Annotated in this window: 27 protein-coding genes; 1 reads left to right on the forward strand and 26 read right to left on the reverse strand. The window is 29.8% G+C overall.

All coding sequences use genetic code 11. From position 1 onward, the window contains the following. Nucleotides 1–40: 40 nt before the first annotated feature. From N2251_RS04940 to N2251_RS05015, 16 genes are all read right to left on the reverse strand, one after another. The gene (locus N2251_RS04940) at nucleotides 41–229 is read right to left on the reverse strand and encodes a hypothetical protein (protein ID WP_260585606.1); all 189 of its coding nucleotides are present in this window, start codon (nucleotides 227–229) and stop codon (nucleotides 41–43) included. Beyond that, nucleotides 216–1,271 carry a nucleoid-associated protein gene (locus N2251_RS04945; protein ID WP_260585607.1) on the reverse strand — a complete coding sequence of 352 codons (1,056 nt, stop codon included), beginning with the start codon at nucleotides 1,269–1,271 and terminating at the stop codon, nucleotides 216–218. Before N2251_RS04945 ends, N2251_RS04940 begins: the two co-directional genes overlap by 14 nt. 186 nt (nucleotides 1,272–1,457) lie before the next feature. Beyond that, a complete protein-coding gene (locus N2251_RS04950; RefSeq protein WP_260585608.1) occupies nucleotides 1,458–1,667 on the reverse strand; it encodes a hypothetical protein in 210 nt (69 codons plus the stop codon). A 59-nt stretch (nucleotides 1,668–1,726) separates the two neighbouring features. Beyond that, entirely contained in the window at nucleotides 1,727–1,987 is a 261-nt protein-coding gene (locus N2251_RS04955; protein WP_260585609.1) for a hypothetical protein, read from the reverse strand. A 62-nt stretch (nucleotides 1,988–2,049) separates the two neighbouring features. Continuing rightward, complete coding sequence (locus N2251_RS04960) at nucleotides 2,050–2,745, reverse strand: hypothetical protein (RefSeq protein ID WP_260585610.1); 696 nt, start codon at nucleotides 2,743–2,745, stop codon at nucleotides 2,050–2,052. Nucleotides 2,746–2,773: 28 nt separating this feature from the next. Next, entirely contained in the window at nucleotides 2,774–3,313 is a 540-nt protein-coding gene (locus N2251_RS04965) for a hypothetical protein (RefSeq protein WP_260585611.1), read from the reverse strand. A gap of 40 nt (nucleotides 3,314–3,353) precedes the next feature. Continuing rightward, complete coding sequence (locus tag N2251_RS04970) at nucleotides 3,354–3,488, reverse strand: hypothetical protein (RefSeq protein WP_260585612.1); 135 nt, start codon at nucleotides 3,486–3,488, stop codon at nucleotides 3,354–3,356. Then, nucleotides 3,485–4,057, reverse strand: a complete 573-nt coding sequence (locus tag N2251_RS04975; protein WP_260585613.1) for an N-acetylmuramidase family protein — start codon at nucleotides 4,055–4,057, stop codon at nucleotides 3,485–3,487. The genes N2251_RS04970 and N2251_RS04975 overlap by 4 nt, the downstream gene beginning before the upstream one ends. After that, nucleotides 4,057–4,311: a hypothetical protein gene (locus N2251_RS04980; RefSeq protein ID WP_260585614.1), complete on the reverse strand. Its 255-nt coding sequence runs from the start codon at nucleotides 4,309–4,311 to the stop codon at nucleotides 4,057–4,059. The genes N2251_RS04975 and N2251_RS04980 overlap by 1 nt, the downstream gene beginning before the upstream one ends. Before the next feature lie 71 nt (nucleotides 4,312–4,382). Then, the gene (locus tag N2251_RS04985) at nucleotides 4,383–4,853 is read right to left on the reverse strand and encodes a hypothetical protein (RefSeq protein ID WP_260585615.1); all 471 of its coding nucleotides are present in this window, start codon (nucleotides 4,851–4,853) and stop codon (nucleotides 4,383–4,385) included. 78 nt (nucleotides 4,854–4,931) lie between these two features. Beyond that, nucleotides 4,932–5,633, reverse strand: coding sequence for a DUF3164 family protein (locus tag N2251_RS04990; protein ID WP_260585616.1), 702 nt, complete (start codon nucleotides 5,631–5,633; stop codon nucleotides 4,932–4,934). A gap of 99 nt (nucleotides 5,634–5,732) precedes the next feature. Then, nucleotides 5,733–6,059 carry a hypothetical protein gene (locus N2251_RS04995; RefSeq protein ID WP_260585617.1) on the reverse strand — a complete coding sequence of 109 codons (327 nt, stop codon included), beginning with the start codon at nucleotides 6,057–6,059 and terminating at the stop codon, nucleotides 5,733–5,735. Between the two features lies 1 nt (nucleotide 6,060). Beyond that, nucleotides 6,061–6,705, reverse strand: coding sequence for an AAA family ATPase (locus N2251_RS05000; protein ID WP_260585618.1), 645 nt, complete (start codon nucleotides 6,703–6,705; stop codon nucleotides 6,061–6,063). Beyond that, nucleotides 6,705–7,571, reverse strand: coding sequence for an AAA family ATPase (locus tag N2251_RS05005; protein WP_260585619.1), 867 nt, complete (start codon nucleotides 7,569–7,571; stop codon nucleotides 6,705–6,707). Before N2251_RS05005 ends, N2251_RS05000 begins: the two co-directional genes overlap by 1 nt. 7 nt (nucleotides 7,572–7,578) lie before the next feature. Then, a complete protein-coding gene (locus N2251_RS05010) occupies nucleotides 7,579–9,627 on the reverse strand; it encodes a hypothetical protein (protein WP_260585620.1) in 2,049 nt (682 codons plus the stop codon). 103 nt (nucleotides 9,628–9,730) lie between these two features. Continuing rightward, on the reverse strand, nucleotides 9,731–9,940 hold the full coding sequence (locus tag N2251_RS05015) for a hypothetical protein (RefSeq protein ID WP_260585621.1): 210 nt from the start codon (nucleotides 9,938–9,940) through the stop codon (nucleotides 9,731–9,733). A 63-nt stretch (nucleotides 9,941–10,003) separates the two neighbouring features. Between N2251_RS05015 and N2251_RS05020 the strand changes: the two genes are divergently transcribed. Beyond that, entirely contained in the window at nucleotides 10,004–10,666 is a 663-nt protein-coding gene (locus tag N2251_RS05020; protein WP_260585622.1) for an XRE family transcriptional regulator, read from the forward strand. 1,000 nt (nucleotides 10,667–11,666) lie between these two features. Here the strand turns inward: N2251_RS05020 and N2251_RS05025 are convergent. The 10 genes from N2251_RS05025 to N2251_RS05070 form a co-directional block, all read right to left on the reverse strand. Continuing rightward, nucleotides 11,667–11,879: a cysteine peptidase family C39 domain-containing protein gene (locus tag N2251_RS05025; RefSeq protein WP_260585623.1), complete on the reverse strand. Its 213-nt coding sequence runs from the start codon at nucleotides 11,877–11,879 to the stop codon at nucleotides 11,667–11,669. A 678-nt stretch (nucleotides 11,880–12,557) separates the two neighbouring features. Continuing rightward, on the reverse strand, nucleotides 12,558–12,800 hold the full coding sequence (locus tag N2251_RS05030) for a carboxypeptidase-like regulatory domain-containing protein (RefSeq protein WP_260585624.1): 243 nt from the start codon (nucleotides 12,798–12,800) through the stop codon (nucleotides 12,558–12,560). Nucleotides 12,801–12,949: 149 nt separating this feature from the next. After that, nucleotides 12,950–13,441: a hypothetical protein gene (locus N2251_RS05035; protein ID WP_260585625.1), complete on the reverse strand. Its 492-nt coding sequence runs from the start codon at nucleotides 13,439–13,441 to the stop codon at nucleotides 12,950–12,952. Nucleotides 13,442–13,443: 2 nt separating this feature from the next. After that, complete coding sequence (locus tag N2251_RS05040; protein ID WP_260585626.1) at nucleotides 13,444–14,907, reverse strand: hypothetical protein; 1,464 nt, start codon at nucleotides 14,905–14,907, stop codon at nucleotides 13,444–13,446. 69 nt (nucleotides 14,908–14,976) lie between these two features. After that, nucleotides 14,977–15,123, reverse strand: coding sequence for a hypothetical protein (locus N2251_RS05045; RefSeq protein WP_260585627.1), 147 nt, complete (start codon nucleotides 15,121–15,123; stop codon nucleotides 14,977–14,979). 126 nt (nucleotides 15,124–15,249) lie between these two features. Next, on the reverse strand, nucleotides 15,250–15,870 hold the full coding sequence (locus N2251_RS05050) for a hypothetical protein (protein WP_260585628.1): 621 nt from the start codon (nucleotides 15,868–15,870) through the stop codon (nucleotides 15,250–15,252). 448 nt (nucleotides 15,871–16,318) lie between these two features. After that, on the reverse strand, nucleotides 16,319–16,954 hold the full coding sequence (locus N2251_RS05055; protein ID WP_260585629.1) for a carbonic anhydrase family protein: 636 nt from the start codon (nucleotides 16,952–16,954) through the stop codon (nucleotides 16,319–16,321). Nucleotides 16,955–16,968: 14 nt separating this feature from the next. Beyond that, complete coding sequence (locus tag N2251_RS05060) at nucleotides 16,969–18,831, reverse strand: SulP family inorganic anion transporter (RefSeq protein WP_260585630.1); 1,863 nt, start codon at nucleotides 18,829–18,831, stop codon at nucleotides 16,969–16,971. Between the two features lie 280 nt (nucleotides 18,832–19,111). Further along, nucleotides 19,112–20,692 carry a SulP family inorganic anion transporter gene (locus tag N2251_RS05065; protein WP_260585631.1) on the reverse strand — a complete coding sequence of 527 codons (1,581 nt, stop codon included), beginning with the start codon at nucleotides 20,690–20,692 and terminating at the stop codon, nucleotides 19,112–19,114. A gap of 81 nt (nucleotides 20,693–20,773) precedes the next feature. Next, nucleotides 20,774–21,067, reverse strand: coding sequence for a hypothetical protein (locus N2251_RS05070; RefSeq protein WP_260585632.1), 294 nt, complete (start codon nucleotides 21,065–21,067; stop codon nucleotides 20,774–20,776). Nucleotides 21,068–21,123 lie beyond the last annotated feature (56 nt).

Consider the following 21,123-nt stretch of genomic DNA (forward strand, 5'->3'; position numbering starts at 1 on the left):
AATATAAACAAAAAAACCGCTCTAATTAGAGCGGTTCTAGTTATTGTAAAAATGCTTTGTATATAAAATAGCCAAAACCAACACAACCAAGTATTAACAAAAAAAAAGGAAATGAAGAAGGACTATTTCCTACTCCTGTAGGATCACTTGTCATTTCGTAATAATGAATTGGATCATGTTCTTTCCAGTACTCTAATTTATCTTTGTGATTCATATTATTTCTCATCATTAAAAAATACTTTGTAATACTTCATTTTTTTATCTTCATCGTAACCGAGCTCAAGATATTCAGATGCGGCATCTGGAGCATCTACATCTATTTTAATTTGAATATTAGTATCTAGTTTAATTTCTGATTTAAACTTGCTTTTTTCCTTTTTTAATACTGCATCTGAAACTTCAAAGTTGTTACGAATTAAAACATCGTTTAGTTTTTCAAAATGCTTTTTGTAATCTTCAAAAAGGTGTTTTTGTTTGTCATCTTCAAAAACTTCATCTTTAAAATTTTGAATTTCTAAACTTTCGTTTTCTTTAAAGTAATCTACTGTATTGGCTAAAAACACACCCTGTTCTTGCTTACCTAATTCAGATTTAATAATTTCTTCAGAAAACTCTTTACACATTTCTAGATAGTTTTGTGTGTGCAAATTACGATCATCAGCAAACTGAACATTTAAGAAGTTTTTAATCCAATATTGGGCATCGTATTGGTTGTTATCTACCGATAAAACCACAGTTCCTTCAGTGTCCGAAGCGTTTAAAATTAAACAACCTTTATCTAGCTTTTTGGTTGATATTCCTTTTTGAACCGCTACATCAAAACTTTGCTCATCTTTAAATGTTTGTAAAAAATCAACTTTACTTTCAATTTTAAAAACACCGATTGCTTCGGTTAAAATATCTTTATACTCCACACCTTCAAAATAAACTACCAATACATCACCTGTTTTAATTTGTGCCGAATTTGATTGTTCAAATAAGTGATTTACAATATTTATTGAGTTTTCAATAAAGGTTGTAGTTCTATCATCTTCAAAAACAGTAGAAGCGTATTTGTTAATTTCATTTAAACGAACATCTGCATTATGCGAAAATCGATAACTTTGTGTTACCGATGCAAATGGCTTTAATAAAAAAGGCAATAGCAATTCGTAACTATCTTCATCAAATCGTACTAAATCTTCTGAAAAAGCATTGTGTCCGCTGTTGTATTTATTCGCTACTTTATGAATAATACATTTACTAATTTCTGCTCGGGTTCTTTTTATCATATTAAATTGGATTTATCTGTTATGAGGCAGATATTTTAAATTATCTGCTTTTTAGGTTATGTAGTGTTTTATATCGGTACTCCAGTCAACTATGCATAAAAGGCATTAAAACGCCTTTTCATTCTTTGGTTGTATGCCATTGAAACGGTACGCTTCGCCATACAACAAAGTGTATAGCAAATAAGCCTACTTATTCCAGTGCTTTTTATAGCCCTCAATAAATTCACTATCAAATTCACTTTTCCAACCACATTTAGGGCATTTAAACTGTTCACCATCAAATTTAGTTCTCGGCCATCTTTCAGGTGAGTACGTTGTTCTTGGTTTGCAAAGTTCGTCACCACAATACGGGCTATAACCTTGTCTTGTCATTAAATTATCTCTTACTATACTCATAGTTTCGTTCTTTTAAGTCGTAGGCTTAAATGCCATACCCTAACCGTTGACTGGAATACTTAAAAAGTTTTATGTTGATTAATTTTTATATAATTATTATCAGGACAACAAGCTAATCGTGGTGGTTCTATTTTTTCAATATTTAAAGTTCCACATCCAGTACAAACTTTTATATTATCAATTCCAACTTTATCTATTTTTGGAGCATTCTCAAATAGTCTATCCCAAAAGTCATTTATATCATCAATGCTAAATTTTTTTTGTCGTAATGTTAAATTTATGTTTGAAACACGCCTTACTATATCTCTTGTTGTTCTCATATTTCGCTTAACAGATTTAATTATTGTTATTTTGTTTTAAATTGTTTTTAAACGTTGGTTAATTACTTTTTAATTCGTGTTTTATCAATTTTCTCATTATTCTCTATTGACTGTCTTACCCTGTTATCTTGCTCTTTTAAAAAATTTTGATAATCGGGAGAATCTTTTTTTATCCAAGGAAGTTCTTTTCGCTTTTTCTTCAATAATTTCACACCTGATATAAATAGAGGTTTCTTGCTCCAGTCTGTAATTAAATCTTCAAGCATTTGCCTGTCAAAATATTCTGTTATTCTGTTTACTTGATTTATCTCTTCTTGCTGCTTCCTTGCTTTCTCCTCAATTCTCTTTCGATTCTTATAATAATTCACTGCATCTGTTGAGTTATCCATATAAGCTCCTTTTTCTTTATTTTTAAAAACCTCACGTTCTTGGGCTTTTAAATCTAAATACTGCGGTAACCAATCGCCAAATAACAAGTTAGCATCTAAGCTCTTTTTGGCTGCTCCAAATGCACCACTTCTAGCCATTTTAAAGAAAATTATTACATCTTCTAAAGTTTCGTATTCAAACTTCTCTAAGGCAGTTACTGTAAGTATATCTATTTGAGTTGGGTTTAGTTTTTGAGTAAAAGCAAAAGAGTCTAACAACCTATTAACCAAAACACTCATGGTACTAAATGCTAATGTGCCTAATTCATTACCTTTAAAAGCACTTCTAATTATTGGCTTTGTAAATACATCAGGAATCGTTAAACTCATTTCTTTTACTGATAGTTTAGCACTATTGCTAATTATTGCTACCAAATTTGAAAGCTCTTGCTGCTTCGCTATTTGCAGCTGCTTCGAATGTTCTTTCGTTACTAGTGTGTTTGTCTTGGAGCTCACTTAGTATGATATTTAATTTTGAATTAATAATTTTTAAATCTTGGTGTTTTCTGTAAAACTCTGGAACGTGTTTCCAATTATCTAAAATGAAATTCCAAACCGACAGAGCAGCAACTTCATCACCATCGTGCTCTTCTGATAAATATTTAATTATCTGTTTTAGAGCGTTACCGTCTGCTCCTGTAAATTTTGGCTTTCTACCTTTGTTTTCTTTTCTAAAAAAGGCGTACCATTCGTCCAGGAATAAAGTGTATAAAGATTTCGGTTTTACTTCTAAACTATAAGTTACTTTACCTAAGTATTCTTCTGTTTTAGTTGGAATATCCTTTTCGTAAACTGGCAACAATGCGCCTAGATGATTAATTACAAATTCATCAAATTTGCCTGATTGATGCGTTACTGTTATAATGCGTTTGTTCCGGTAAGTAACCTTCAAAGTCATATCAGACTTTATAATATGGATTAAGTATTTGTTTGTCATGCTAAAAATCCGTTTTAGGGTCAGTTATAAATTCTTTACAATCGCCACAAAGCACACGTGTAATTTCATAATTAGCAAATCCTTCAGTAACAACTAAGCTTTGTTTTTCTTTTGGGTGTGTGCAGTTGTTTATCATAGGTTATTTACATTAGATTTAATGGTTATATAAGCACGTTTTAATTTTTTGTCATAGGCATTTTTATAATAAGCACGACCATTATATCCTCTTGCAAATCCTTTCCAATCTTTACGCTGTAATTCATCATTTAAGCCCACCGATTTAATAAAATTAACAAATGCTCTTAATTGTTCCTTTTCGCCTTTATACATAGCGTTTATAAAGTCTTGTAGTGTTTTAAAGCCACATAATTTATAATTAAAACCCATGAGTTGAAATTTACCCCATGAGGCTGATTTTAATGCTGCATCACGAGATAATGCTTCCGCTTTTTGTAACCTAAAATGCTCGCGACGACCACCAATATAACCGCCAGCTCTTGGGTTAGATATAGTAGGATAGTGGTTCGAATAAACGCCTCCTGTAAACTGATGAAACTTATGGCGTTCAAATAAAATAGTAGGCTGGCCATTGCTAAAAAAACCACCAAAAGGAGCTTCTACTTCACATACAGCTTTAATAATAGCTATTTCAACATTTAAAGCATTAGCTGCTTCTTTAAAATCGGTTTCGTTTATTTTTTTCATTAGAATAAATTATATTGTTGTTTGTTTAATTGTTCTTTTAATAGTTGTTCTTTTTCTAGTAGTTTTTTAAGCTCTGACTTAGCATTTACACCTAAGTAGCTACAATAGGTTCTGTAGCATATATCGTATTGTTGATATATAAAGCCCCAGTATATTTCTTTTAAAAACAAATCTTCATTTTCTCTTTTTTTATCGAGTACTAGGTTTTGTACTTTAATTACCTTTTTATAGAAGTTTTTTTTATTGTAAGCCATACAGTATTTTATTACATTTGTATTGTTCAGGTACAAATGGGTTCTGGAGCTGTATGGCTTTGGAACTTTTTTTAGTTTACAGAAGGTTGTTTTATTCCTAAAAATTGATACCAACTTTTAGAGCCTACTTGTGTTTTGCTTTTATTAAACTTATAACGCATGCTCTTAAACTGTTTTATTAGCAGCGGAAACTCTTCAATTTCATACTGATTTAAAGGTTTTTTTAATACACTTATTTTTTTCATAAATCCATTAAAAACACTCCAGTCTCCTGTTTTATAAATACCCATTATTTGAGCATCATTTAAAATAATGGCACGTAATCTTTTCAGCTCCTGGTTCTTTTGTAAATTTTCTATTTTTTGAGTAGTAGTTTGAGGTTTTTCGTTCGGAAAAAATAAATAAAACAACCCTTGTAACTCACTATTTGTAAGCTCTTCAATAATATAAGTTCTTTTGTTACTTTGTTCAAAAACGGTGTACTCTAAACTTGAAGGAATAAATTTTGAATGCAACTTTTGAATCATATTTTCTTTTACCATAACTAAATTGTGATTAAATTACTTTTTGCTCCTGCCTTGGACCCGAACCAAGGTGTATGCCTTTCAGGAATAGGGGAACTAAATGCTAGAAAATTGTAGGTTAATTGTTTGCCAAACTCCTTTTTCGTCTTTTTTCTGAAAACGGATATAATCTTTAGAATGTGAGTAGGTGTATGATTCTTTTAACAATGAAATACCTTTTTTCCAGTTATCATCCTCAAACCTATCTTCCATAGCGTATAACTTCTGTACAGAATTAATATCTAATTCGCCTTTATTACGCTCTAATAATGTGAATATAAAATCTTGGGTATCTTTATCGCTTTGAAAGTGTTTATTAACAAAATCGATAATGTGTTTTTCAGCCTGATCTGCACGTTCATCAAAAGTTCCTTTTCCTTGACGTTGATACAAAATTTTAAAAGCATCATTCTCTACCTTAAAGCTTTTCTTTTCATCTGCTTCACGACCACTGTATTCTAATAATAATTCATAATAAGCCTGCATCGCTTCAAAAGCAGTGTTTTTAAATTCTTTTAACCTGTTATGTAACATTAAAGCGTCCTTACTTAAACAAACAATTGCTTCGTTTTTTAAGTCTAAATAGGCTTGTTTTTGGGCTTGCTTTTTTTCTTGTTTAATAGTTTCACGACGTTTCATTTCTACTTGAAAATCTTCATCTGATAATTTTGATAAATCGGTACTCATTTTTTTTGAATTTGGGTTTATTACTATTGGATTAATAACTTCTATTTCGTTTACTGGTATTGAGGTGCTCATTAGTTTAGTTGTATTTGTTGCTCTAGCTCTAGTTTATCTTTTAAAATTACTGGGTAGTTTGGGTGTGTTGGATTACACACTAACCAAAAGTTTAAGGCGTTAATTTTTTCTTGTAGTTGCATTTTCGTTTTGGTTTTTAATTTTTGAAAAACGTTTAAAAATTTCATGTGTACAATCATCATACATGCTTTTAGCTACTTCTTTTGATACGACTTCTGAGTAAGGGTTTATTTCTTTTAAAAAAATTAACTCTAATTTTAACAGCTCTTTTTTCCACCAATTAAAAAGAGGCTGGCTAGTAATAGCTTTGTGTAACGATTTAATATTTGATGTTTTTACATCGCACCAATTAAACCATAAGTTAAAAACCATCATTTGATACTCTTGTGGTGTTTGTTGTAGTAATAGTTGTACTTCTGTTTTCATACTATCCGTTTTTTAAAAGTTTTATTTCGCGTTCTTCAGCTTTCTTTTTGTTAATTATGTAAGGTTCAATTTCATCTGCACCACATCTACTTTTTTGAATATGTGCTTTAAAATCATGTACTAAAATTCTGTTTTGACAATCCCAGTACACCTCATTTGCCACAGCTCCTTTTGGCATTCCTTTACTTATGTGACTTATAAAAACAAATAATGTAGTTGAGTATGTCTCTATTAAATTGTAATAATCTTTTATTGTTTTACCTCTAAAAAAATACTGTACACTATCTATAATTATTACTTTAGATTGCCTTTTGAGTTTTAGTCTTGCAAACAATTCATTGTAATTTTCTTTTGAAAAAGTAAATTTACTTTCTACTACTTTCATGTTATTTAATCTAATAGAGCGTTGAAAACTTGCACGGATTCCTTCCTCAGCACTATTGTAATGCACTTTTTCAAATTCACATATAGCTTTAGCCATTTGTAAAGCATAGGTGGTTTTACCGTGTCCTGAATCTCCCATAATTAAAATAGCACCGCTTTGTTCCATTTCGCCCAAGTGCCTTTTCCATTCACTTTGTAGCGGTAGCATTTTAAACTTTCGTTTTTCAATATCTGCAATGCTATATGCTTTTTTTACTGCCATTAAGCTACTTGCTGTTTTTCTATTTCGTGACGTACTTTTCTTAATGATCCTTTAGAAATTCCGTATAATTTTAAAGGTGTTTTATCAGCACCATTTGCTTTAGCTATTAAGTTTATTTGGTTTAAGTGAAATTCTTTTAACGCCTCATTTCCGTCGGGAGTTACTTTTTTATAATCATTACCATATCTATCTAAAACTTCAGTAAAACCAACCTTTTTTAAATCTTTTTGGCGTGTAAACTTGTGTTTTAATCCATCAGCTCCCATCATATACCAACCGCAAGAGTAAGGTGTTGCGTTCCATAATGCTTTTAGCTCTAAAAAAGCGGTATAATCTAAATCACCAGCTTCATCTAAAATGATTAAAGGATTTTCTACTGTTCGTATATAAAAAACTAAATCCTCATATACATCTGCATATCTACCTGTGTAATCAACACCAAATTCTCTAGCTATTTTTCTTATTAACTTTTGTTTACTTTTTACCTGTGAGCAATCTATATAAACAGCATTTTTATTTTTAGCAGCATAATCAACTCCTGCTGTAGTTTTACCAACTGAAGCGATATCACAAAACATTGCAGAAATAGAACGATGTTGACAAGCTCCTAACTGGGTAGTGATATAATTAAAAGTTTCTGTCTTTACAATTATCCACGGTTTAGAATTATCTAATTTTACATTTAGTAATCTTGCTAAAGAAATCCACTTTGCATCAGAAATTACACGCTCTAATTCTCCTTTTTTAATTCTTGAATATTGCGCTTTATCTATTCCTAAAACACGAGCGTGTTTTACATCACTTCCGTGATTTGCTCTGTCATGAATTAACTTTTCTACAATTGATTTTTTAATTTGTGTGTTCATATTCTTTTTATAAATCGTTAATAGCTCTATTTCTTTCAGAAACCTCATTTAAGGCTTCAAATTGGTACTCTTCAATTTCTTCAACCGTTTCAACAACTTCTGGAGTTACATCTATAATTGGTTTGTTGCTGTTTTTTATAATAGATACTCGTTGTAGTTTTTTTGAAGTATCATTTTTTACCATTTTATCAAATTCACTAATGTATTTTGTAGCGTTTTGATACCCTAAAACATCTGCGTCTGTCCATTCTGCATTTGCTCTATTAAATGTTGGTACAGGTTTACATTCTGCTAAAAATTGATTGTTTTGGTAAATAAAAACCTCACTAACAGTATTGTTTTCTGTTGGTATATAGTAGGCTTCGACATTGTAATTGTTTGGTTGTAACAATGCTATTGTTTGCGTACTTGGTAACTGATACTTACCATATTGTACAGTTACATATTGATTACGTCTTATTGTAGTTGTTGTTTTTTCACCTATGTATTTTGCTAAATTACCTTTGTCAAATGCTGGTAAATTAGGGTTTACATGATGTAAAAAAACGTCTAATCTTGTCATACCAGGATATTGCTTTTTATTAGGGTGTAGTTGATTATTGTATTGTTGCTGCTCTTCTAATTCGTTTGCTACAATTTGTTTGTATGATGCTTTTGCTTCTTTATAATTATCATTGTGCTCATCAAAAATCTTTTGTCTAGTAACCCTGTTACTATCTAGCCTTGAATAATGCCTACCTACATTTTGGTTGTTCATTTTTTCAACACCATATTTTTTCTGCTTAATTTGATTTTCAGCATATTTTTCTTGTGAGTTTGTTGGGTTACACCAACGTACAAAAGGAAATACATTACCCGCTTTCATTAATCCTTCTGAAAAATCTTTTACTAAGTGATGCTCAACTTCCATTTGCATTGGCACACCTAAACCTTTAGAACTGGTAAACTGAAACATATTTTTAATACAGTTTAAATACAGGTCATGATCCTTTGTTTTTGAGTGTGCAATACCAATCATTGCACCGCTTAAATCATCAAAAGCATAGTATGCCATTACTTTTTTACCATCGTTTGTTTTGGTGTGCATTATATCTCTATCATCTAAAGATATTTTACTCATAGAAAAATTAGGAGCAGTACGGTTAACGTGTGGGCGATTTTTATGGCTAAAATCATACGCACCGTTTCTAAATTTCTTAATAATTAAATCGTTCTTCGGATTTTTAATGATATTCCAAACCGTACCTTCTGATATTTCAATTGGCTGTTCATTTTTATAAAAATCGTTTCTATTAAACACCTCACCAGTTTCTATACTTACCACCTCAATAGCACCTCCTAAAAACTGCAAGTATAAATCGTGTGTATTTGCCATATAAGGCTTATTTGGTAAGCAGTACAAGCTAATAATTAGGTTTTCTATAATTTCGGTAACTACTCTTGCATTGTCTGAACCTTCGCCTTTATGGATAAACAAAGCATATCTTTCGTTTAAATAAGCATTGTATCTTCTTTTTAAAGACCTTTCATTACCCGGTAGTTTGAAATACCATTTTTTAGAATTGTCTTTATTTTGTTTGTTAGCTAAATCATTAACGGCATCACTTATGTTTTGCCAAACTTTAGTTTTCTTTTTACCAAACATTTTAGCCAACGCTCCACGCTCTTTAAACACTGTTTCAATAGCATTTAAAATCATTACGTTTGTACATTTTTCGCGCTGTTTATCAAAAGATAATGAACGGCCATCAGGCTTACGGTGGCTTGCAAAAAATTTAATAGCATTATGATCAGGCATTATGTAGTTTTCTAACTGATTTTGTATTACTACTTGCTTAGGGTCTCCTAACTTAGCTTTTACAGCATTTTTTACCCACTCTTCAGCAATATCATAATAACTTACCCATGCCGTGTTTCCTTTACCTCTACCTTCTTTGGTTTTAACTAATTTACCACGAATGCACCACTTCTTATACGCATCATATGAAATAAGATCTAACTCTCTGTAGAGAATATTAGCAGGAATAGAAAGGATGTTATTGTGGTATTGGTACATAGTTATTGTATTAAAAATTACTATTGCTCCTGCCTTGGACTCGAACCAAGGTGTATGCCTCTCAGGAATGGGTGAGATACTTATTAATTAATGTGAGAAGTTTTTAGTTTAAGTCTTTTACTTTTTGCTGAAATGCTTTTTTGGTAGCATTTTCTATCTCTTTATATTCTTTAATCAATTTATCTGGCATTATACCAACACGATCGCCACGCAAAGACTTACGTATATAATCTAAAGAGTAGCCATACCTGTTTTTTAAAACATCCAAGATCTCTTCATTGAATTTGATTCTTTTTTTTGTAGATTCGTTCATTGTCTTATTTGTATTTTGTACACGACAAATATATAAACAAATGATGTTTTAAAGCAACAAATGATGAATAATTTATCAAACATAAATGAAAGAGTAGCTTATCTTATTGAAATTAAGGCAAATAACAATAAGAAAAAATTTGCTGAAATGATAGGATTTGCACCTCAAGTAGTTTCAAATATAGTTTCAGGAAGGAAAAGTAAGCCGAGTTTTGATGTTTTAAACGCAATAAAATCATCATTTGTTGATGTTTTATCAGATTGGCTTTTAACAGGAAAAGGCGAAATATTAAAGAGCGAAGTAGAATTACCTAAAATTATAAAAGACAGTAATGGTGTGCCGTTAATACCTATTGAAGCAATGGCAGGTTGGGGGCAAGGAGATGTAGCGGTAATGGATTATGAAGCAGAAACCTATAAAGTACCTGAGTTTGATAAGCTAAAGGTTGATTTTATGATAAAAGTAAAAGGTAGTAGCATGTACCCTAAATACAATAGTGGCGATACCGTGGCTTGTAGAAAAATAGAGCTTGGTAGCTTTTTTCAATGGAATAAAGTATATGTATTAGATACCAGTCAAGGTGCAATGGTTAAACGTATTAAAAAATCTACTCAAGAGGACCACGTATTATGTGTTTCAGACAATAAAAGTTACGATCCTTTTGATTTACCTATTGAGGAACTGTATTCTATAGCTTTAGTAGTTGGTGTAATTCGTTTAGAATAATATAAAAGATACAGGTATTGCGGTACCTTGTTTAAGGGTAAACAGAGGGTAAAAACGATGTTTTTAACATAATTAACTAAAAAACAGTGCTTTATCTGTTTTTTAAACTTCAAAAAGATGTCGCTACACCCCATTTATAAACGTGTTTTTATGCATTTAACAACCAAAAAAGCGCAATACACCTTAATTACAACGCTAAAAAATGCGTTTTTTTGTCCCCCTAAGTGTCCCCCTATGTGTCCCCCTAAATTAAAAAATACGTTTTATTAACCATTTTGCTGGCATTGGTAAAATGGTTTATTTATTGGTTTTATTTGGTAGTTTTTAGGCGTAAAAAAAGCCCGTAAGGGCTTGTAAATGGTGGTAATTAAAGGGTAATTACCTTTTTATAGTGGTGTGTTCTAATAAATGGTAGTTATTACTGCTTTAAATTATACTTAAATCATAGATAATTATAGTTAATGTACTTTTTGTTTTTTTTAGACATAAGCTGTATTGTTTCTTTTTAAGCAACAACCAACAATTAAAACAACAGCCGAAAGAGGTTGTTTTTATTTTGTGAGGTAAGTAGTTGTAAAAACAACAAAAACCCCACATACACCGTAAATAGTGAGGTTTTAATGATAGTTAAGTTAAGAAATAATTGCTATTAAAATAAAATAATAACGGTACTTACAGCTTCAATGTTAATTTAAATGTTAATTAGTTAAAGCCAAATTATACCTAAATGATGAAAAACCTTTTTGTACCTTTTGTTTTGTGGGTTATATAAGGCTTGTTGTATTATTTATGTAATGTATAAATAAAAACGGAATAAAAAGATTGTGAGCCTTTTATTACATAAGAAAAAAAAAGTAATTAATTTTAGATGGTGTTGGCAACTGGGTGTTGTTTGGTTATTTTGGATTAGTTGATTTTTGTTTTATATTATTCAATTTACAAATTGGATTAAGTAGTTTATAATTTATGTTATTGAAATATATAATTAGATTGATATATTTTATTTTAAAGTTAATAGTTTTATGTTTTTTTTAAAAGCTTCAATTGTAGATTCATAGCCCTTTATCTCTAATCCTATTTTATTACCACATTGCATTAAGCCAAGCATAGTTGTACCTTGCTTTGTAGTACCACTATATTCTCTTAATTTTTCTAATGAATAATTACTATTGTAATATTTTAGAATTGTGTGTGAATATTTTTTATTTTTCATAGTTACTCATACGATTTTACAGTTATGCTAAACATTGCATTATAAATTGAACGTTTTATTTTTCTATTATCATTTTTTACAGAATTAATAAACCAATCGTATTCATTTTGCCATGGACTACCATTAAAACTTCGCCAAGTATTTTTTCCTTCAAGATATTCTGTGCCTTTATAACAAAGTATATTACCGTAATTATTTACAATTTTATTATCATCAATTTTTATACCTATAACTTCTAATACTATAAAAATACCATTTAAAGGTAATTCAATGTTATAATTAGAAATATCATATTTTATATCTCCATTTTTTTCAATTGTAACTATAATATCATCATTAATTATTGGATTATTTGGTTCTTTTGTAAAAGAATTTACATCATATAGTTGTAAACGAGTAACTACCCTATTTTTTATTTTTGTTCTATAGATTGGAGTTTTGTAGGATACAATTAAGTTTTTATAAACTAAATTTTCTATATATGTTTTTGATTTATATGTATTATTAGGTATATATACAGCTATTTTTGATGCGGTTGAAAGAATACATTGTCTGTAATTTGATTTATTTTTTAGAATACCTAGTTTTTGTAACTTGTAATTTGTGTTTTTTAATTTTGAAACAATTGTAATTTCATATAAAGAAACTGGGATAGATTCGAGAAATATATTTTCATTTTTATTTAATAGTAATTTCTATTGATTTATATCCTAAAGCTGAAAAAATTAAAGTATCTGATTGTATTAATGTATGCGGAATTTCAAAATAACCATCAGTATTTGAATAAAACCCTATTTTGTTGTTTTTTTCATAAATATTTACAAAAGATAAAGGTTCAAGATTTGATTTATCTAATATTCTATTTTGACTATAAATAGTATTTGAAATAAAGACTATAATTAATATTTGTTTTAAAAACATAAACTTAAGATTGTCAGCGTGTTGGTGTATGAAAAGTAGCAGAATAAAAACACTATTATTCTCAGTTTTAAAATAAAGTTAGCAGAAAAGCATGAACTTTGTAGTTTACACTTAACTGCTATTTTTTATATACCGTGTTGTGGTTTGTATTATTTTCGGTTTACTTTAAATCCTCTTGTTCCTGAATAAGTCCAGTTAACATCATATTTCAAAATCTTATCTTCATATTTCTCTACGACAAAGGTTTTGAAATAATTATGATTTTGAGTTAAAGGCATTGGAGGTTGATTTTTTTTATTTTTCCAATACTTGTCTTCTTTTAATTTTTGTTTCCTAAATTTAAATTCTTCGTTAGATAATTCATAAGCGTTGGAAAGTTCAATTTTTTTTAGATACTTAATATTACAAGTGTCTATTTTATTAATTTTTTTAGAAAATTTAAATCTTTCTCCTTTAATATAAAAATGTATTTCTTCTTTTGATGTTGTTTTTTTATCTGTTTTAGGATTAAAAAGTATATATTTTATTGGTTTTAAATGTTTTTTCCCTCCTTTATTAAATGAAAAATACTCACTTTCTTTTTCTTGAGAATAGGATAAAATAGTAATGCCCATTAATAAAATTAAAAATATTTTTTTCATAATTAGTTGCAGTTTGAAGTTCCGTTAAAAAAATACTGATTCAATACATCAATTATTGCTTGTTGCTCAGAAGAAGTTAAATTTTGCCAAGCAACTGTACTTTGATTATTTTCTATTTCTCCTAATCCAGCCCAAGCAACTGATTCATAAGTTGAACGAGAAAGACGATTATTATCAAAATCTTGTATAATATCTGCGATTGTATTTATATAATGACTTGCCATCATATTGTGATTCCAAGTTGGTTGCCACCTTTCAACATAATAGTCATATAAGCCAGGGAAGTTGTCTTTTAATGAATTAATATAATTTTCAGCCTCTTGTTGAGTCATAGTACTGGTGTTTAGGTCACCACGCTGAGCAGCAGATAACATTTTTCTGAAAATTTCGGCATGGACTATTTCATGCGCAAGTGTTGTAGCAGCACCTAAATCTGATAAATTTAATAATCCATTTTCATTTATTTGAATTTCTGTTACATAATTTACAGGAGGCTGTGTTTCCCCATAGACTCCAGAACCTAAACTATTATTTATAGTTAGTTTTAAATGACTTACAGGAAAATCTCCATCAAAATTCTGAATCATATTTTTAAAATTAGAATTTGAAGAGTTTAATTTATTATATATACAATCTGCTTTTCCTGTTAGCTCATTAATAATCTGGTCTTCTTCTACACAATTCCCATTATTATCTAAGATATAGTTATCCCCACAACTAGGAGTATACCAATTTCCTCCGCCTCCAGTAAGGTCATTATTATTTATGTTATCATCACCACTGTTAAAATCATCGTTTAAAAAATCTATAGGTTCATACCATGAATTTCCATTGCTTCCAGAACCACCTGTTTCTATACTTGCATTTAAAGCTACACAAGGTACTAGCATGACCATAGGCTCATCACTGTTTTCTAAAAACCATTGAAGGTATTCTATATCATAACAATCATAATCACTAGATGATCTAGCTTGTGCTATATTAGGAGTTTCTTTTACAATATATTTTTCTTCTTTTTCCCCATTTTTATAGTTGTAAAACTCCGTAAGTTCACCTTCTTTAGTATGAATGAAGATTGTACCAGAAAATATTTTTGGACTATTATCATTATCATAAAGTAAGGTTATAATTCTATTATCAATTGCTCCATCTACTTTTATAGAAGCCACAAAAGATTTTGCTTTAGTAGTGTTTAATTGTATTGGAGAATAAAGTAACTCAGTATTTTCTTTATAATATTCTTCTTTAGAGTTATTCCAATCAATTCTATCCATAAAAGTGTTAGATTCTCCTCTAGCACTAAAAGAATTGTTATTGTTTAATAAAAATGTTTTTGATTCTGAAATTGTAGGTATAGATGTGCTATTTTCTATAAGATTAATATCGTTTTCACAATTTGTAAAGAGTAAGGTAATCCCTAAAAAGAATATTCGAAGTTTAATAAGGTCAATTTTTTTGTTTTTCATAGTTGTTGAATTTAAAGATTAATATTCAATTTTTGTTATTAACTAGCTGTAATCTTTTAATTAAGTTGGTTATCCACAATTTCCAACACGGTCTCTACCTGTTGGTTTAGAACCAAAGTTTATCCAAAAGCGATAACTATCGCATACTTCAATTGCATAACATGAGTTTCCTTCCCCATCTACAATTGTCTTTACCTCAAAATTTACCGCCTTCAAGGTTTTCTAGTTTGTTTACTGATAATTCTTATATAATTTTTTAGAATTTAAAGATAAAATAAAATTTCTTATTTTTATTTGAAGGATAAATACGTAAACCTTTTCTATCTAGGCCTAATTTGATAGCTAACTAAAATTCATTTCCATAACCATAGTAAATACTAACCATAATAGAATGCTTAAACCATATGTTCTTGCAGTGATTGAAAATGCTCTACTATATTTAATCTTTATAATTTTTTGTATGCCAATTGCTAACAATGTTAATATCATTAATTGTCCTAAATTTATACTTGTTAATGATAATTCAATCCAAGGTGCTGTTTTCTCATCATTTATATAATTGGCTAGATTTAATTTTTCAGAAGCAGTGTTTATAGAACCCATTGTAAATGTCCAGCTATTTAACTTTATAATAATAATTACTAAAAACTGATATATTATAACAGCTAAAAAGATAAAGACTACTAAATTTAATATATTCCTGAAACTCGTTTTAATTTTGAAATACAAAAAACCAATATTTAGGCAAATAAACATCCCTAAACTTTGTAGAAATAGAATAACAAAATTTTCAATTATATATGATTTAAATTGTTCAATCTCATTATTGATAACCTCATTTTTAACTTCAATTGTTGTGTATTGAAACATATCTTCTATATATGACGTTATTAAATAATATTGTAACCCAAAAACTGTAATAACTAGTACTAAAATCAGTATGTTTATGTGTCTTCTTTTCATTTTTTGTGTCTGTTTCTCTAGACTTGTTGCCTACTTATGATAAAAAGAAGTAGGATTTTTATTAAAATAAAATATTTTATGGTTGTAAATTTTACAATTAATATGTTATTAAGGTTTTGAAATGTTAGTTAGGAACCAAGTAATAATTATATTAGTTTTTTATTTGTTTAGTGATTAGTATTTGTACAATGAGATTTTTTTTAATGAGTATAATTATTACTTCTACAAACATACAGTTCAAACATACAGTTCAAACATACAGTGCACAATACCCAATCCCCCTATTTGTTTGTTAGGGGTGTTGGGTAGTCAAATAGGGTTAACCCTATTTTTGTTAACTTTTCTTTAACACTTGTTGTTGCGTTACTAGTAAGGTGGTAAGAAATTTATATATAAAAAAATCCGAAGTTATTAGCTTCGGATTTTTTAGTTTAAAAATTATTATAGTTTATAGTAAAGTTACTTTTCCGCTACTAATGTGGTAAACTCCACCAACAATTTTAATTTCTCCACTTTCTTCCATTTCATTTAAAATAGGACTTTTCTCTCTAATTCTCTGAATGGTTAACTGTACATTGTTTTCAATTGTTCTGTCAACAAACTCATTGTTAGAAGAGTTATGATCTCCAGAAATTTCTTCAGTAGATTTTTTTACTGCAGGCTGAATATTGTTTAACATTGATGTTATGTTTCCTAGTTCTACGTGATCACAAGCGGCTTTTACAGCTCCACAACTTTCGTGACCCAATACAAAAATTAATTTGCTTCCTGCAACTTTACATGAATACTCCATGCTTCCTAAAATATCTGTATTTTCGAAGTTTCCTGCTACACGAGCAACGAAAACATCACCAATAGTTTGATCGAAAATTAATTCGACAGGAACTCTAGAATCTATACATGAAAGCACAATTGCTTTAGGATGTTGACTATCTGTTGTTTGATCAATCAACGCTTTATGATCTATTGTGTGAACTTCATCTCTAATAAAACGAGAGTTTCCTTCAATAAAATCTTGTAACACAATCATTGGTGTTAATTTGTCTTGAGCGTCTTTTGTTATTGCTTTATTTCTGTGTGGCATAATTTAATTTTTTTTTAATTTTTATTTGATACATTTAATTTTACCCATGAAAGGCAATCGTTAAAGGTGTCGAAAATATGATCTTCAGATATTAAATCAGGAATCATATCAATACGTTCCATCATATAACGAGGTTGTTTTAATACATCTACCAATAAAACGGTTACGCCGCTTTTTTCTAAATCTACTAACATATCTTCTAAAGCATATAACCCAGATTGATCTATATACTGCATTCTTCCCATTCGAATCACTACTTTCGATGCCGTGTTAGGAATTTGTTTTGCCAATGCTTGAAAATCGCTTGTTGAACCAAAAAATAAAGGGCCTTTAATATGCTTGATAAAAACTTCTTCTTTTAATTCTTTCGGAAAGTCTTTTTCATCTGCCCAAGCTTCTTCATTTAATGATTTTACATCAGAACGTTCGGCAGTTAAATCACCAATTTTCTTCATAAACATTAACGAGGCTATTACTAAACCAATACCCACGGCGTACACTAAATTCCAAAAAGTAGATAATAGTAATACGACGATCATAATGATTACTTCTGAACTTACTTTAAAAGGTCCGATTTTAGCATCACGAGGTAAATTAGGAATTGCTTTTAAACCTTTATAATCCATTACACCAATACCTACAGTAATTAAAATACCAGCTAATACGGCAGCAGGAATTTTAGAAGCAATAGGGCCTAAGCCTAACAAAATTACTAATAACATAACACCAGCTACCATACCTGATAGTTTTGTTTTACCACCAGAATTGATGTTTACAACGGTTCTAATAGTTGCTCCTGCTCCAGGGATTCCTCCAAAGATTGCAGCAACACTGTTACCAATACCTTGCCCTATTAATTCTTTATTAGGTTTGTGCTTTGTTTTAGTCATATTATCCGCAACTACTGAGGTTAATAATGAATCAATTGCACCTAATAACGATAATGTTAATGCTGTAAAAATATAAGGCGTGATACTTGAGATACTAAAATTAGTGAAAATATCCATATTTGGAATCGGAAATCCTCCTGGAATTTCTTCGATAGGACGATAGTTTAAACTAAAACCTAAGGCGATACTTGTCATTACAACCAAGGCAACTAGTGTACTTGGTACGGCAGTGGTAACTCGTTTAAAGCCGTAAATAATAATAATAGTTCCCAGTGCTAATAATAATTCTAACCAGTTGATATTGCTTAAAGCTCTTGGTAATACTTTTAGGGCACCTAAAGCACCAGAAGCTTCTTTACCAGCTAACGTTTTACTTTCTTTTAAAATATCAGCTTGCGTAGTAGCCTCAGATCTTTTAATGGTTTCTCTAAAATCTTCTAAAACTAAAATACCTTCACCTGCTTCTTCTTTTAAGATGTTTTCTAAAATTAGCTCTTCTGCTTGCGGTTTAAACTGTTCTACAAATTGTGCGTCTTCTTTGGCGTAATAACCTACAGAAGGTAAAATTTGAGTGATCAGAATAATCAATCCAATAGCAGTCATAAAGCCTGATACTACAGGATAAGGAATGTAACGGATGTATTTTCCTAAACCTAAAATACCTAATAAAATTTGAAATAATCCTGCTAGTAAGAATACAGTTAAAATGGCAGGCATAGCTTTATTAATATCACCATCATTGGCTGCTAATATACCAGCAACAACAACCATACTTACGGCTGTCATTGGGGCAGTTGGTCCAGATATTTGCGTATCTGTACCCCCAAAAAGGGCAGCAAAAAAGGCAATAAAAATTGCACCATATAAACCAGCACTTGGCCCTAATCCTGAAGATACTCCAAAAGCTAATGCTAAGGGAAGTGCTACAATTCCGGCAGTAATACCACCAAATAAATCTCCTTTAAAATTTGAGAATAATTTTTTCATAAATAATGTTACTTTAAGTAGTTACTAATATAATTAATTATTAAAAAATAAAATGAGAAATTAGAATTTAAGTTGCTTTTACAAATGGTACTCCTCAACTTTTACGTTGTTTATTACCCCTAATGATTTAAACCATTTCATGGAATTTGCTTCGTTTTTAATTTGTAAACAACGAAACGTTTAATTTGTTAATTGCTGTTCTAATATCTGATTTAGTTAAATTTTCTTTGTTTCTGTTTCTGTGTAATAGGTGTGTTTTGTTTTTTCATAATGTTTTAAATTAGGCTGATTTAGGTCTTAGTTTGAAAAATTGAATAAAACTTGATGGATTTTCAGTAACACCTCGCTCTGAAATAAGTTTAATATCGATGTTTCTTTCTTTTGCTTTAAAAGCAAAGTCTTCTAGTATTTCAATAATATCATTGTCTAAGTACCTCGTTTTGGTTACGTCTAATTCTAATTGAGTATCTCTAGGTAGGCTATCTAATTCTTTTAATATAGCGCCTTTATTAAAAAAAGTAACTTCTTCTGCTAATGTCATTTTTATCTTATGAAGACCATTACTTTTATCTTCGATATGTAAAAAGTGAGAATTTTGATAGCTTTTTATCAATATAACTACAACTCCTACAGCTAAACCTAACGAAATACCAGTTAATAAATCGGTAAAAATAATACCAAGAACTGTTATGATAAAAGGAATAAATTGTTTCCAACCTAAGGTATACATTTGTTTAAATAAAGCTGGTTTTGCTAACTTGTAGCCAACAATAAGTAAAATAGCAGCTAATACAGATAATGGTATTTTATTTAATAAATTCGGAATTAAAATTACTGATATTAATAAAAGTAAACCATGAATAATTGCCGACATTTTAGTTCTACCACCAGATTGTATATTAGCAGAACTTCTAACAATTACTTGTGTTATAGGTAAGCCTCCAACTAATCCAGACAAGATATTTCCTGTTCCTTGAGCTAATAGTTCTCTGTTAGTTGGTGTAACATTTTTGTAAGGATCTAACTTATCCGTTGCCTCAACACAAAGTAACGTTTCTAAACTGGCCACTAGAGCTATTGTAAATGCTGTTACCCATACTGCCGGATTTGTAATGGCACTGAAGTTAGGAAGCGTAAATTGCGCTAAAAATGAAGTGACATCATCAGGAATAGGTACACTAACCAAGTGGCTGGCTTGTATTGAAAATAGTTCACTACCTTGGGTCGATACAAAATAAATAATACCAACAACTACAGTAACTAAAGGTCCTTGAATAAGTTTAAAAATCTTTCCTTTTTTACTAAGAACTTTATCCCATAATAATAAAATAGCTAAACCTATAAATCCGATAATCATTGATCCTATAGTGATGTTATCGAAAATATTTAAAATAGCAGAAAAGGTGTTTTCGCCTGATGCTTCAATAAAACTATCAACACCTTGAGGTGCAGAATCATATCCGAAAAAATGAGGAATTTGTTTTAAAATGATAATAATTCCGATACCTGTTAGCATTCCTTTAATTACTGATGAAGGAAAATAATAACCAATAATACCTGCTTTTAAGAAACCAAAAACAAGTTGAATAGCACCACCTAAAACAACCGCGACTAAAAAGTTCTCATACCCACCTAAGTCACTTATTGCGGTTAATACTATTGCAGCTAAACCTGCTGCAGGACCACTAACTCCTATTTTAGAACCACTTAAGGCTCCAACAACTGTTCCTCCTATAATTCCTGCAATTACACCAGAAAAAAGTGGGGCTCCACTTGCTAACGCAATACCTAAACATAAAGGTAGTGCGACGAAAAACACCACAATACTTGCGGGGAAATCGTTTTTAATGTTTTTAAACATATACTTTATACTCTAAATAAAAATTTAGAATCTTTTTTAAATTGAAAATGAATGATTTTTACTATAATTTTTTTTGAAAAACTACATAGTAAAATCAGGTGGAGGCGTGGTAACTTTTTGGTATTGAGAAGTGTAATTTTTTGAAAGAAAAACGATGTTTTTTCTTTTTTGAAGTTTCTTAAAGAACATGCTAGAATCAATGTTCGTATAAACTTTTAATTCTTTTGAAGTTTCTTTTGCGTGATTTTCTTCTTCTTCTGTTAAATTTAAAAAGATAGATATATCTTGATCTTGGTCAATCAAAGTAATAATCGTAGGCGCAACAATCATGCTCGTAAATAAAATAGAGAAAAAGAGTGCGATTTTTACTTTCAATGAATTGTTTTTATAATTGCCTGCAAAAATAAGAAAGGTTTTTGTCTTTTTTGTTA

Origin of the sequence: Tenacibaculum haliotis, assembly GCF_025215075.1 — a bacterium.
GTDB classification, from domain to species: Bacteria; Bacteroidota; Bacteroidia; order Flavobacteriales; family Flavobacteriaceae; genus Polaribacter; species Polaribacter haliotis_B.